The 12628-nt window shown below is 59.0% G+C and carries 12 protein-coding genes and 1 other annotated feature; of the genes, 5 read left to right on the top strand and 7 right to left on the bottom strand.

What is annotated here, in order from left to right:
• The 3 genes from CKF42_RS20230 to CKF42_RS20220 form a co-directional block, all read right to left on the bottom strand.
• Positions 1 to 1066: aspartate kinase (locus CKF42_RS20230; RefSeq protein WP_146239966.1), on the bottom strand; the 1066-nt coding region annotated here is incomplete at its 3' end.
• Positions 1067 to 1092: 26 nt separating this feature from the next.
• Positions 1093 to 1211 (bottom strand) — a sequence feature (Thr leader region).
• A complete protein-coding gene (gene thrL, locus CKF42_RS20225) occupies positions 1150 to 1218 on the bottom strand; it encodes a thr operon leader peptide (protein ID WP_111209051.1) in 69 nt (22 codons plus the stop codon). (Overlaps the previous feature by 62 nt.)
• A 205-nt stretch (positions 1219 to 1423) precedes the next feature.
• Positions 1424 to 2110, bottom strand: a complete 687-nt coding sequence (locus tag CKF42_RS20220; protein ID WP_046101184.1) for a tRNA/rRNA methyltransferase — start codon at positions 2108 to 2110, stop codon at positions 1424 to 1426.
• A gap of 609 nt (positions 2111 to 2719) precedes the next feature.
• Here CKF42_RS20220 and arcA point away from each other — a divergent pair.
• Entirely contained in the window at positions 2720 to 3436 is a 717-nt protein-coding gene (arcA, locus tag CKF42_RS20215) for a two-component system response regulator ArcA (protein ID WP_009092239.1), read from the top strand.
• A 47-nt stretch (positions 3437 to 3483) separates the two neighbouring features.
• Here arcA and creA read toward each other — a convergent pair whose 3' ends face one another.
• Positions 3484 to 3957: a protein CreA gene (gene creA, locus CKF42_RS20210; RefSeq protein ID WP_009092240.1), complete on the bottom strand. Its 474-nt coding sequence runs from the start codon at positions 3955 to 3957 to the stop codon at positions 3484 to 3486.
• A gap of 192 nt (positions 3958 to 4149) precedes the next feature.
• Between creA and robA the strand changes: the two genes are divergently transcribed.
• Positions 4150 to 5031, top strand: coding sequence for an MDR efflux pump AcrAB transcriptional activator RobA (gene robA / locus CKF42_RS20205; protein ID WP_111209050.1), 882 nt, complete (start codon positions 4150 to 4152; stop codon positions 5029 to 5031).
• Positions 5032 to 5071: 40 nt separating this feature from the next.
• On the opposite strand, the gene gpmB is transcribed toward robA, so the two are convergent.
• On the bottom strand, positions 5072 to 5719 hold the full coding sequence (gene gpmB / locus CKF42_RS20200) for a 2,3-diphosphoglycerate-dependent phosphoglycerate mutase GpmB (RefSeq protein WP_111209049.1): 648 nt from the start codon (positions 5717 to 5719) through the stop codon (positions 5072 to 5074).
• A 93-nt stretch (positions 5720 to 5812) separates the two neighbouring features.
• Between gpmB and yjjX the strand changes: the two genes are divergently transcribed.
• Positions 5813 to 6331, top strand: coding sequence for an inosine/xanthosine triphosphatase (gene yjjX, locus CKF42_RS20195; RefSeq protein ID WP_009092243.1), 519 nt, complete (start codon positions 5813 to 5815; stop codon positions 6329 to 6331).
• Here the strand turns inward: yjjX and trpR are convergent, their stop codons facing one another.
• Both trpR and sltY read right to left on the bottom strand, forming a co-directional pair.
• Positions 6332 to 6652 (bottom strand): trp operon repressor, encoded by a 321-nt coding sequence (gene trpR / locus CKF42_RS20190; protein ID WP_058957753.1) that lies wholly within the window; start codon positions 6650 to 6652, stop codon positions 6332 to 6334.
• Positions 6653 to 6697: 45 nt separating this feature from the next.
• The gene (gene sltY / locus CKF42_RS20185; RefSeq protein WP_009092246.1) at positions 6698 to 8617 is read right to left on the bottom strand and encodes a murein transglycosylase; all 1920 of its coding nucleotides are present in this window, start codon (positions 8615 to 8617) and stop codon (positions 6698 to 6700) included.
• Positions 8618 to 8887: 270 nt separating this feature from the next.
• Between sltY and atzF the strand changes: the two genes are divergently transcribed.
• Positions 8888 to 10681: an allophanate hydrolase gene (gene atzF / locus CKF42_RS20180; RefSeq protein WP_111209048.1), complete on the top strand. Its 1794-nt coding sequence runs from the start codon at positions 8888 to 8890 to the stop codon at positions 10679 to 10681.
• Between the two features lie 2 nt (positions 10682 to 10683).
• Positions 10684 to 12628: biotin carboxylase N-terminal domain-containing protein (locus CKF42_RS20175; protein WP_304598460.1), on the top strand; the 1945-nt coding region annotated here is incomplete at its 3' end.

Here is a 12628-nt window from a genome sequence, read left to right as displayed (position 1 = left end):
ATTCAGACGAGGATTGGGTGATCAGCACCACGGAAATGCCGGTGCGCGACATCGCCGCAAACACCCTGGCGGCCATTCCGACCATCCCTTTCATGCCGGGACCGGAAACGTTAACCATCGCCATGTTATTCAGGTTGGTGATGCCTTTCACCGGATTTTCATCCTGCTCGCCTTCTGCCCCAATCAGGGTGCCGGGCGCCTGCGGATTGGCGGTGTTTTTGATCAGGCACGGGATCTGGAACTGCGCGATGGGCGCAATGGTGCGGGGATGCAGCACCTTGGCGCCGAAATAGGAGAGCTCCATCGCTTCCTGATAGGACATCGATTTCAGCAGGCGGGCATCCGGCACCTGACGCGGATCGCAGGTATAGACGCCATCGACATCGGTCCAGATTTCACAGCAGTCGGCGCGCAGACAGGCGGCCAGCACGGCCGCCGAGTAGTCTGAGCCATTACGGCCCAGCACCACCAGCTCACCGCGCTCGTTGCCGGCGGTAAAGCCCGCCATCAGGATCATATTCTGCGGCGGGATCTGGCTGGCTTCGATGCGACGGGTCGATTCGGCGATGTCGACGGTGGACTCCAGGTAGTGACCGACAGCGAGCAGCTTCTCTACCGGATCGATCACGCTGACCTCATGACCGCGTGCCTGCAGCAGCGCTTCCATAATGGCAATCGAAAGTTTTTCACCGCGGCAGATGATCGCCGCATTGACGCTGTCCGGGCACTGCCCCAGCAGGCTGATGCCGTGCAGCACCTGCTTCAGCTGCGCAAACTCCAGGTCCACGCGGGTTTTCAGCCGCTCATATTCAAAGCCAGGCTGTGACTCAGCGAGCCCCTGCAGCAGCTCGCTGAAGATACGCTCAGCGTCGCTGATATTCGGCAAAGCGTCCTGACCACTGATGGTTTTTTCAATCATCGCCACCAGGTGGTTAGTGATCTTTGCTGGCGCAGAGAGCACGGTTGCAACCTGTCCTTGTTGCGCATTACTTTCCAGAATGTCAGCGACGCGAATAAACCGTTCCGCATTCGCTACCGAGGTCCCGCCGAATTTCAGCACTCGCATGATATAAACTCTCCTGAATTTAAGCCGAAAAAAAAGCCCGCACTGGTTAGGTGCGGGCTTTTTTTCTGTTTTTCCTGTATGCGTCAGCCCGCACCGTTACCTGTGGTAATGGTGATGGTAATAATTGTGGTGTTCAGGCTGATTTTACGCATTGAGATTTTTTTCTGTCTGTCTTTATCTGTCCGTCTGGCATCCAGAAGTAAAGCAAAGCGCACATTAAGTCAACCCGATTTGTCCGGCAGGCCCGTTTCCCTGACTGCGCAGAGCCACCGGCGAAATCGTAAAACGCTCTTTGATCGTTTGCGATGCTGAACTTCTCTGCGATCTGTTACTGCAAAATCAGATTTTCGCCGAGGATTAATCTGCGAGTTTTTTTTCAATATCGTGCAGCAGACGATGCAGCATCGCCGTGTCGCGCTGTTCCAGCAGCCCCAACCGCTGATCGATCCAGTCAGAGAGTTTCTCATCATCACTCACCTCCAGCTGTGCCAGCAGCTGATGCAAACGCTGCCGCAGCGCCTGCAACTGCTGCCCGTCTGCGGCGGCGGTAAGCGGAGCCTCAACCTGATTCAGCTTCGACAGCTGATAGCAGTAGACCATCACCGCCTGGCCGAGATTGAGTGATGGATAGTCATTCGCCATCGGGATGCCGGTCAGCAGATCGACCTGCTCCAGCTCCTCATTGGTCAGCCCGCTGTCTTCGCGGCCAAATACCAGCGCCATACTCTTTACCCACTGACGCTTCTCCAGCAGCTGTGTTTCAACCTGCTCTGGCGTGGCGTAGTAGCGAAACTTTGCCCGGCTGCGCGCAGTGGTGGCGACGGAGAAGTCGATGTCAGCTAATGCGTCAGCCAGCGTTGCAAACGTCTGGACGTTATCGAGGATCTCACCCGCGCCATGCGCGACCCGGCGCGCGGCCGGGTCCTGCCAGGCGTCACTGGCGACAATGCGCAGCTGGCTGAAGCCCATGGTTTTCATGGCGCGCGCCGCAGCGCCGATATTTTCTGGCCGCGCGGGCGAGACGAGAATCAGGGGGAAGAGCATATTTATTCCATTGGTCCATTTACATAACGCCATATTAACATGACTGTTCAGGATTCAGCGGGCGGAAGCGAATAAGAAAAGCAGTGATTAACATTGTTAAAACCGGTTAAAAAAAGCGGTCCGAATCTTTTTACCGGCGAAGCGGCCTTTATTAAAGAAACCACTATTAATACATTTAAGTTCAACAGGATAGAATGTGATTACCAGTGGGTTTCATTTTGGAACCGAAGCGTGAAAAATGTAATGAAAATGATGCTTTTTGTGAGCTAAACGGGCAATCTACGAGAAGTTTTTCACAAAAGTGTTAACGTGCTACAATTGCATTTGATATAAGTCAACGAAGCGTTGTTTTTATGCTTATCGGTTGTAGTTGGTGCTGTTAGGTTGCTGTTAATGCAGTTAGGATATGCGCCATTATCATTCTCGCCTGGGGCATGCAATTTTCATCCTGACTGGCTGAGCTAATACTGTTGTTGACGTTGATAGATGGCTTATCAAAATATGATTTCGTACAACGGTTCAGCGCGGCCCGCTGCTCTCGATGATGGAGAACGCCATACCGCTGTACGCCCTGTTTTCAATTTGTTGGCAAATTTTAGGTAGCTAAACATGCAGACCCCGCACATTCTTATCGTTGAAGACGAACTGGTCACGCGTAACACCCTCAAGAGCATCTTCGAGGCAGAAGGTTATGTGGTGTATGAGGCGACTGATGGTGCAGAAATGCATCAGGTGCTGACCGACAATGACGTTAACCTGGTGATCATGGACATCAACCTGCCGGGTAAAAACGGCCTGCTGCTGGCCCGTGAACTGCGCGAACAGGCCAATGTCGCCCTGATGTTCCTGACCGGCCGTGACAACGAAGTTGATAAAATTCTCGGTCTGGAAATTGGCGCTGACGACTACATCACCAAACCGTTCAATCCGCGTGAGCTGACGATTCGTGCCCGTAATCTGCTGTCGCGCACCATGAATCTCGCCATGCCGGGCGAAGAGCGCCGTCAGGTTGAGAGTTACAAATTCAATGGCTGGGAGCTGGATATCAACAGCCGCTCACTGATCAACCCGAACGGCGAGCACTATAAACTGCCACGCAGTGAGTTCCGCGCCATGCTGCACTTCTGCGAAAATCCGGGCAAGATTCAGACCCGTGCCGATCTGCTGAAAAAAATGACCGGCCGTGACCTTAAGCCGCACGACCGCACCGTGGATGTGACCATCCGTCGTATTCGTAAGCATTTCGAATCGACGCCGGACACGCCTGAAATCATCGCTACCATCCATGGCGAAGGTTACCGCTTCTGCGGCGACCTGCATGAGTAAGCTGCGGTAAGCCTGAAAAAAACGCCCCTGCGGGCGTTTTTTTATGCTCAGTGCCACGGCATAATCGGCACGGCGCTGATCGCATTCTTCGGTGAACCATCGACGACTTTATCGGAGTAGGTCAGATAGACCAGGGCGTTACGCTTTTTATCGAAGAAGCGCACCACCTGCAGCTTTTTGAAGATCAGCGAGGTACGCTGGCGGAAGACCACCTCCCCCTCCGCTTTGCCCTGCGCGATTTTCTCACTCAGCTCCACTGGCCCAATCTGCTGGCACGAAATCGCCGCATCGGAGGTATCCTCAGCCAGCCCCAGCCCGCCTTTAATCCCACCGGTCTTCGCCCGGCTGATATAGCAGGTTACATTTTTAACATCCGGATCGTCGAAGGCTTCAACGACAATCTTGTGGTCAGGCCCGAATATCTTAAACACCGTGTCGACAGAGCCGATCTGTTCGGCGAGCAGCGGGCTGGAAAAGGTCAGTGCGGTCAGCGCAGCGAGGATAAGACGAGGTCTTGTCATGGGGTTACCATTGCAAATTGAATAGATGAACATGTAATGTACTGTCAATCGATATAATGACAAAACCAAAACGGGTTATGCCCGCACTGATTTAGCACAATCTTCCCCGGAAAACGGCCCACGTCTTTTGAGCAATGAGTGCTAATATTCTTCGATGCATTTAGCTGCACCACCAGAGTATGAGGATGTTTTATGGACCAAGCCGGTATCATTCGCGATTTGCTTGTCTGGCTGGAGAGCCATCTGGATCAACCCCTTTCACTGGACAACGTTGCCCAGAAAGCCGGTTACTCTAAATGGCACTTACAAAGGATGTTTAAAGACGTGACCGGACATGCGATCGGCGCCTATATCCGGGCGCGTCGCCTGTCTAAAGCGGCGGTGGCGCTGCGCCTGACCAGCCGTCCGATTCTGGACATCGCACTGCAGTATCGTTTTGATTCACAACAGACTTTTACCCGCGCCTTCAAGAAGCAGTTTGCGCAGACGCCGGCCTGGTATCGTCGCGCTTCCGACTGGAATTCCTTCGGTATTCGTCCTCCTATCCGTCTGGACAATGAGACGCAGCCGGAACCGACCTTCGTCACCCTGCCGGAAACGGTGCTGGTGGGTCAGACCCAGAACTACACCTGTATTCTGGAGCAGATTTCCAGCTACCGTGACGAGATGCGGATTCACTTCTGGAAGCAGTTCCTGCTGGAAACGGATACCGTGCCGCCGGTGCTGTATGGCCTGCATCAGGTGCGCGCCAGCCAGGAAAAAGATGACGAGCAGGAGATCCTCTACACCACGGCGGTGCCGGCTGACAGCGCGGGCAGCCTGTACTCCGGTCAGAACGTCATTCTGGAAGCGGGCGATTATGTGCAGTTCACCTATACCGGCCCGCGCGTCAACCTGCAGGAGTTCATCCTGCTGCTCTACGGCACCTGCATGCCGACGCTGGGGCTGACCCGCCGTCAGGGGCAGGATATTGAACGCTTCTATACCCACGGCGGTAAAAAGCGTGCCGAGCCGCCGACAGAGATCCGTTGCGAATATCTGATTCCGATTCGCCGCCAGACCCCGGTCAGCTGATATTCAGGCTGACGTCCTCACGACGGCGGCCTGCACACCTTCAGCGCTGCAGCTCGTCGAGAGCGGGCGCATCCAGATGGGAGATATCGCCCGCCATCTCCACAATCCACCCTTCGGCCAGCCAGGCGCTCTGCTGATAATCGACCCGCGAGAGCGAGCAGTTTCGCAGACGCAGCCGGCGTTCCGCCCAGGCAGGCAGACCGAGAATGGTGCTGACCAGCGATCCCAGCGCCATACCGTGACTGACCAGCAGCGGACGGCTCCCGGCCGGCAGGTCGAGACAGGCATTCAGCGCGGCGTGCATGCGCGCTGCCAGTTCGGACATGGACTCCCCTTCCGGGATGCGCCCGCCTTCGGTGCCGTTCACCAGCGTGGCACGCCACTGCTCTTCTGCGGCGGTTAAGCCATCCAGCGGACGCTTCTCCAGCACGCCCATACTGAGCTCCCGCAGGCGCGGATCGAGCGTCACCGTGCAACCACAGGCATCCGCGATAATCTCCGCGGTGCGGCGCGTGCGGCCCAGATCGCTGGTGATAACGTGGGTAATACCCAGATGTTTCACGCGTTCACTCACCTGATGCGCCTGCTGTTCACCTTTTTCCGTCAGCGGACTGTCGGACTGCCCCTGAATGCGACGTTCCGCATTCCAAACCGTTTCACCGTGACGAACAAGATAGACCTGTAACATAGTAGTTTCCGTTATACTGCGACCAGAATCGCCTTAGAGCCTGTCTGTAGCCTGATGGGCCAGGCGCTTAACCATCTGAGGGTTCAATTAATTATGTACCATGTTGTCGCAGCCACCACCAATCCAGCGAAGATTCACGCGATTGCGCAGGCATTCAACGACGTTTTCGGCGAAGGATCCTGCCATATTGAAGGGGTCGGGGTCGATAGTGGTGTTGCCGCCCAGCCGCTGAGCCACCTCGAAACGCGAACGGGCGCACGTCAGCGCGTAATGAATGCCCGTCAGGTACGGCCTGAAGCGACATTCTGGGTGGCGATTGAGGCGGGGATCGAAGAGGACAGCGCCTTTGCCTGTATCGTGATAGAGAATCAGAAGCAGCGCGGCGAGTCGCGGTCAGCCAGCTTCACGTTGCCACCGGCGGTGCTGGCGGGTCTGCGCGAAGGGCGGGAGCTGGGCGAAGAGATGGCGCGGTTAACCGGCATTGAAAATATCAAACATCAGGGCGGGGCTATCGGGGCGTTCACGCACGGCCTGCTCAGCCGCGCCAGCGTCTATCATCAGGCCCTGATTCTGGCGCTCTGCCCGTTTGTTCATCCGCTCTATCAGTCGTAATTACTCGCCGTCCAGATGCGCCTGCAGCCAGCGTTTCAGCTCCGGCGGCGCCTCTTTCAGACTGTTAGAGCCACGGGTGATGGTGGCGATACCCACGCCAAGTTCGTTTTTCAGCTCGCGCTGGCTCATCTCCCCCTTCATCAACTCTTCGATAATCCGCAGTCGTGTACCAAACGCTTCCCGCTCATCCGCCGTCATCATCAGTTGCATCAGGGGCAGCGCGTGGCCATCGGCAAAGGCCTGCTGCATCAGCCTGACAAAGCGCTGCCAGCTATCGTCGGCCGGAGGGGTTTCGGCAGAGGGGGAATGAGAATGGGTCATGAAGAGGCTTCCGTACTCGCTAAAGAGTACGGAAGCTTAGCACAGCTAGTAACGGCGATTCCACTCACCATCTGACAGGATTTTGTCAGGCTTGCCCATGAAGTGCCGATAGTAGGCGTCATAGGCCAGCACGTTCTTCACGTAACCGCGCGTTTCAGAGAACGGAATGGTCTCGATAAACGCCACGGCGTCGAGATTACCTGCACTGGTTTTCAGCCAGCTTCGCACCCGGCCCGGACCGGCATTGTAAGCCGCAGAGGCGAAAATCCGGTTCTGGTCAAACTGCTGGTAGACATACTCCAGATACTGGGTACCAATCTGAATATTGGTTTCCGGATCGAGCAGCTGACTGCTGTTGCTGTAGCCGGGGATGTCATACATCTTCACGGTGTGCGCCGCGGTGGCAGGCATGATCTGCATCAGACCACTCGCCCCGACCGGCGAACGCGCTTTCGGGTTCCAGGCACTCTCCTGACGCGAAATCGCCATCGCATAGCTTGGCGGGATCTGCTTCACCTGGGTGTTGCGCTCGTAAACGCTCTGCCATGCCAGCGGGAACCGCTCTTTCAGACTGTCCCACATTTTGGCCGTGATCGTGGCCTGCACGCTGAGATCCCACCAGTCCTGCTCATTGGCGTAGCGCGCCAGCATCTGCTGCTGCGTATGTGTGCGGCTGCCGATCAGATTGCTCCACTCGCTGCGCGCCAGGTTATCCAGCCCCCAGTACATCAGTTCACGGACGCGCGCCAGCTCGGGGCCCTGCACCGTAGCACTGTCAGGCTTGGGTGCTTCATCAATCTGCAGCGGATAATCCACCCCCAGACGCTGAGCGGCCACCATCGGATAGAAGCCACGCGCCTGCATCAGTTTACGCAGGATCTCTTCCGCTTCCTCTTTGCGATCTTTCTCAAACAGCAGGTCAGCCTGCCAGTACTGCCACTCATCTTTCTCTTTGGCCTCCACCGGCAGACGGGCGATCCAGGTGTTCAGACCGCGCCGATCGTGCTGCGACAGTGCCAGCCGCACCCGGCGTTCCACCAGCGCGGTGGACTCACTGTTCATCACCACGGCATCGCGCCAGCGTGCCTGTTCAGCGGTCAGATCGCTGCCCATCATGCGCCAGACCACGATCTCTTTCAGCGCCTGCTCATCTTCCGGCCCCATTTTCTGCGCCCGGACCAGAATCGGGATCAGGCTGCGGGCGTTTTCCATATCCTGCCGCGCCACGCGGGTAAAGGCGTAAATCGTCGCCTGGCGGGTAAAGTCGGTGGGTCCGACGGCGCTGGCGAAGGTGCTGACCGTCAGCGGGTCCTGCTGCAGCGCCTGCACCGCGTCAGACATGGTCTGATAATCTGCCGGCAGGGTTTTCGCCAGATAGCTCACCAGGCTGTCGTTACCCGCCTTCATCGCCAGACGGATACGCTCCAGGATCGTGATCGGTGAAAGCTGACCCGATGACTGCCAGACCGAGAAGAGCTTATCGCAGTCGGCAGGCAGCGCAGTGCCGCGCAGCCAGATCTGCTTCGCGCCATCAAACGCGGCCTGCTGCTGACCCGTGGCCCATTTGGCGTAGTACCAGTTACAGCGCGCCTGCACCGGTTTCGGTTCGGTCGGGCTGAAATTCAGCACGCCCTGCCAGTCCTGCCGGTAAGCCAGCACATTGATAAAGCGGGTGCTGAGCGAGCGCGCAGGCGGCAGTGTGGGATACTGGCGAATAAAATTCTGTACGGCCAGGGCGGTCTCCTGATCGAGATCCTGTGCCAGCAGGCGATATTGCAGATAAGGATAGAGCGGATAATCCTGAAGCGTGGGCAACAGCTGCTCCACGGTGGCCATCTGATTGCTGTCCCACGCCTGTTTAATTTGTTGATAACGTTGCCGTTGTTGATCCAGCGAATCGGCCCATGCGCTGCTGGCCGTACCGACCAAGCAGATCCCTATCATCCAGTTACGCCACTTCACCACGTAAATCTCCTCTGTTGCTGGGCGCCGGCGAGTTGCCAGGCAGTCTTCATGCTAACCAGGGCATCAGACTCTTGCCATGTTCTTCACAATATTTACGCACGCGACGATTAAACGCACCGTCATCGTTCAGCCTGCGCGCCGTCATTGTGCAAATAATCATCAGAAAAACTTATCACCTGTCGTTTTAAGGCGTTGAATCATCAGCTTAAAAAAGTGGCACACCCTTTGCTCTGTTGAATTCCATCTTGTATACCAGCTGGAATCCTTCTTATGACTTCGACCACTGGCCTGACACTGCACGCCTGGCAACAACGCTACCAGCAGGCGCCACATCAGATTAGCGCACTGCTGAGCGCTCACCTTGCCGCCCTGGATCCCCGGGATAATGCCTGGATCATGCTGGCGACCCCGGATCAGCTGGCGGCTCAGATTGAACCGCTGCTGGCTCACTATCAGCGCGATCCCGCATCGCTGCCTCTGTTCGGCGTGCCGTTCGCGGTCAAGGACAATATCGATGTGGCGGGCTGGCCCACCAGCGCCGCCTGCCCCGCCTTTACCTATACCGCCAGCGAGGACGCGGTAGCGGTAGCCAGACTCAAAGCGGCCGGGGCCGTGGTCATTGGTAAAACCAACCTCGATCAGTTTGCCACCGGTCTGGTAGGCACACGCTCACCTTTTGGCGCGGTCAGTAACACCTTTGACCCCGATTATGTCAGCGGCGGCTCCAGCTCCGGCTCGGCGTCGGTGCTGGCGCGCGGACTGGTCGCCTTTTCCCTGGGCACCGATACCGCCGGTTCGGGCCGCGTCCCGGCCGGTTTCAACAATATCGTTGGCCTGAAGCCGACCAAAGGCTGGTTCTCTGCGCGCGGCGTCGTGCCCGCCTGCCGCCTCAATGACACGATTTCCGTGTTCGCCCTGACGGCAGAAGATGCCTGGAGCGTCGCCAGCGTGATCGGGGGCTACGATGCCGGGGACGCCTATTCCCGCGTGAATCCGCGCACTGCCCCCGCCAGCCTGCCGGTTCGCCCCCGCTTTGCCGTTCCTGACACGCCGGAGTTTTTCGATGATGCCGCCGCTGAAGCCGCCTGGGATCGGGCACTGGAGGCCCTGCAGGCGAGTGGCGCGACGCTGCACCCCATCGACTTCACGCCGTTCCGGCAGCTGGCAGAGCAGCTCTACTACGGTGCCTGGGTTGCTGAGCGCACCGTGGCGGTAGGCGGGATGCTCGATCGCCCCACCGATATGGACCCGGTGGTGCATGAGATCGTCGCCAGCGGCCTGAAATACAGCGCCGTCGATGCCTACAAAGCGGAGTATCTGCGGGCCGGGCTGACGCGCCAGATTCAGCAGACCCTGGCGCAGTTTGACGCGCTGGTGGTGCCGACCTCGCCCACCATTCATACCCTCGCAGAGATGAAGCAGGAGCCGATTCACTACAACTCACAGTTTGGCACCTACACCAACTTTACCAACCTCGCTGACCTCGCCGCGCTGGCGCTGCCTGCGCCGTTCCGCAATGACGATCTCCCGGCGGGTATCACGCTGATTGCGCCCGCCTGGCACGACCGGGCGCTGGCTGAATTTGGCATCCGCTGGCAGCGCCAGCTGGCGCTGCCGCTGGGGGCGACTGGCCTGCCCTGCCCGCCGCCCGTCGCTCTCCCCGTCTCCCCCGATCATGTCCGGCTGGCGGTGGTGGGGGCACACCTCACCGGCATGCCGCTGAATTTCCAGCTCACCGAGCGCAGGGCGGTATGGGTGGAAGAGACAAAGACCGCCCCTCACTACCGCCTGTTCGCCCTGCTGGACGGGGCGATTAAAAAGCCCGGCCTGATGCGGGACGAACAGGGTGCCGCCATCACGGTGGAGCTGTGGGACATTCCGCTGGCACGCTTCGGCGAATTTGTGGCGGAGATCCCCGCCCCGCTGGGTATCGGCAGCCTGACGCTGGCGGATGGGCGGATCGTCAAAGGCTTTATCTGCGAAGGCGCTGCGCTGAACAGCGCACTGGAAATCACCGAATCGGGCGGCTGGCGTAACTGGCTGACCTCACAGGGGAGTCACTGATCATGTTCACCACCGTACTGATTGCCAACAGGGGCGAGATTGCCTGCCGCGCCATTCGCACCCTGAAGCGTTTGGGCGTCAAAAGTGTCGCGGTCTACTCTGACGCGGATCGCAACGCGCAGCACGTTAAGCAGGCGGACAGCGCGATCGCCCTCGGCGGCGACAAAGCCAGTGACTCCTACCTGCGCATCGACAAAATCCTGGCGGCGGCGCAGCAGAGCGGCGCTCAGGCGATCTGGCCAGGCTACGGTTTTCTGTCGGAAAGCCAGGCCTTTGCCGAAGCCTGTGAGGCGGCGGGCATCGCCTTTGTCGGCCCGACCGCACAGCAGATTGGCGAGTTCGGCCTGAAGCACCGCGCGCGTGAGCTGGCGGCCAGTGCAGGCGTACCGATGACGCCAGGCACCCCGCTGCTCGCCTCGCTGGAGGAGGCGATTCAGGCTGCCGATGAGATTGGCTACCCGGTGATGCTGAAAAGCACCGCCGGTGGGGGTGGCATTGGCCTGACGCGCTGCGCCGACGCCGACGCACTCGCCAGCGCCTGGGAGAGCGTGCGCCGCCTTGGTGAGCAGTTCTTCAGTGATGCAGGCGTGTTTCTGGAGCGCTGCATCGATCGCGCCCGCCATATTGAGGTGCAGATTTTTGGTGACGGTAACGGCACCGTCGTCGCACTGGGTGAACGCGACTGCTCCCTGCAGCGCCGCAATCAGAAGGTGGTGGAAGAGACACCCGCGCCCGGCCTTTCGCAGGAGACGCGCGATGCCCTGCTCGCCTCAGCGGTGCGGCTGGGCGAACAGGTGAACTACCGCAGCGCAGGCACCGTGGAGTACATCTACGACGTCAGCCAGCAGGCGTTCTATTTCCTTGAAGTGAACACCCGCCTGCAGGTTGAACATCCGGTCACCGAATGCGTCACCGGGCTCGACCTGGTGGCGTGCATGCTGCAGGTGGCGGCGGGTGATCCGGTGGAGTGGTCACGCCTGCAGCAGCCGCCTCAGGGCGCGGCGATCGAGGTGCGGCTTTACGCGGAAGATCCCCTGAAAAACTTCCAGCCCAGCCCTGGCCTGTTAACCGCGGTCAGCTTTCCTGACGGCGTGCGTGTCGACAGCGGCGTCGAAACCGGCAGTGAAGTCTCCAGCTTTTATGACCCGATGATCGCCAAGCTGATTGTGCATGCCGACAACCGTGAAGCGGCGCTGGAAAAACTGCACCACGCGCTGGATGCGACCCAGCTGCACGGTATCGCCACCAACCTCGACTATCTGCGCCAGATTACCACCAGCGAGGCGTTTCGCAGCGGCAACGTCTGGACGCGCTATCTCGACAGCGTGGTGCCTGCCGCCACCGTGGTGGAGGTGCTGCAGCCCGGCACCTTCAGTTCGGTGCAGGACTACCCCGGCCGCCTCGGCTACTGGGACATCGGGGTGCCGCCTTCCGGCCCGATGGATGACTTTGCGTTCCGGCTGGCTAACCGCATCGTCGGAAACCATGAGGCGGCGGCGGGACTGGAGTTCACCCTGCAGGGCCCCACCCTGCGCTTCCACTGCGATGCGATTGTGGCGCTGACCGGCGCAGAGTGTGACGCGCAGCTTGATGGCGAAGCGGTCAGTTACTGGCAGCCGCTGACGGTAAAAGCGGGACAGACGCTGACGATGGGACGCGCCCGCCAGGGCTGCCGCAGCTATCTGGCGGTGCGCAACGGCTTTGACGTGCCGGAATATCTGGGCAGCCGCAGCACCTTTTCGCTGGGCCAGTTTGGCGGTCACGCCGGACGCACCCTGCGCGTCGCCGACATGCTGCCAGTCTCACAGCCTGCGCGCGCCGCCTGCACCACACCGGCCCCGACTGGCGCGCCGCAGCCGCTTGATGCGTCGCTGATTCCGCACTACGGCAGTGAATGGCGTATCGGTGTGCTCTACGGTCCGCACGGCGCACCGGACTTTTTCACCC

The organism is Pantoea sp. ARC270 (genome assembly GCF_003236725.1).
GTDB classification, from domain to species: Bacteria; Pseudomonadota; Gammaproteobacteria; order Enterobacterales; family Enterobacteriaceae; genus Pantoea; species Pantoea anthophila.
The sequence above is the reverse complement of the archived record's forward strand: the minus strand, read 5'-3'. Positions and strand labels throughout refer to the sequence as shown.

What these genes read in the sequence shown, in the direction of transcription:
- CKF42_RS20220 (WP_046101184.1), bottom strand. Translation starts at nt 2,110, where the DNA reads ATGCTCTTCCCCCTGATTCTCGTCTCGCCCGCGCGGCCAGAAAATATC.
- arcA (WP_009092239.1), top strand. Translation starts at nt 2,720, where the DNA reads ATGCAGACCCCGCACATTCTTATCGTTGAAGACGAACTGGTCACGCGT.
- creA (WP_009092240.1), bottom strand. Translation starts at nt 3,957, where the DNA reads ATGACAAGACCTCGTCTTATCCTCGCTGCGCTGACCGCACTGACCTTT.
- robA (WP_111209050.1), top strand. Translation starts at nt 4,150, where the DNA reads ATGGACCAAGCCGGTATCATTCGCGATTTGCTTGTCTGGCTGGAGAGC.
- gpmB (WP_111209049.1), bottom strand. Translation starts at nt 5,719, where the DNA reads ATGTTACAGGTCTATCTTGTTCGTCACGGTGAAACGGTTTGGAATGCG.
- yjjX (WP_009092243.1), top strand. Translation starts at nt 5,813, where the DNA reads ATGTACCATGTTGTCGCAGCCACCACCAATCCAGCGAAGATTCACGCG.
- trpR (WP_058957753.1), bottom strand. Translation starts at nt 6,652, where the DNA reads ATGACCCATTCTCATTCCCCCTCTGCCGAAACCCCTCCGGCCGACGAT.
- atzF (WP_111209048.1), top strand. Translation starts at nt 8,888, where the DNA reads ATGACTTCGACCACTGGCCTGACACTGCACGCCTGGCAACAACGCTAC.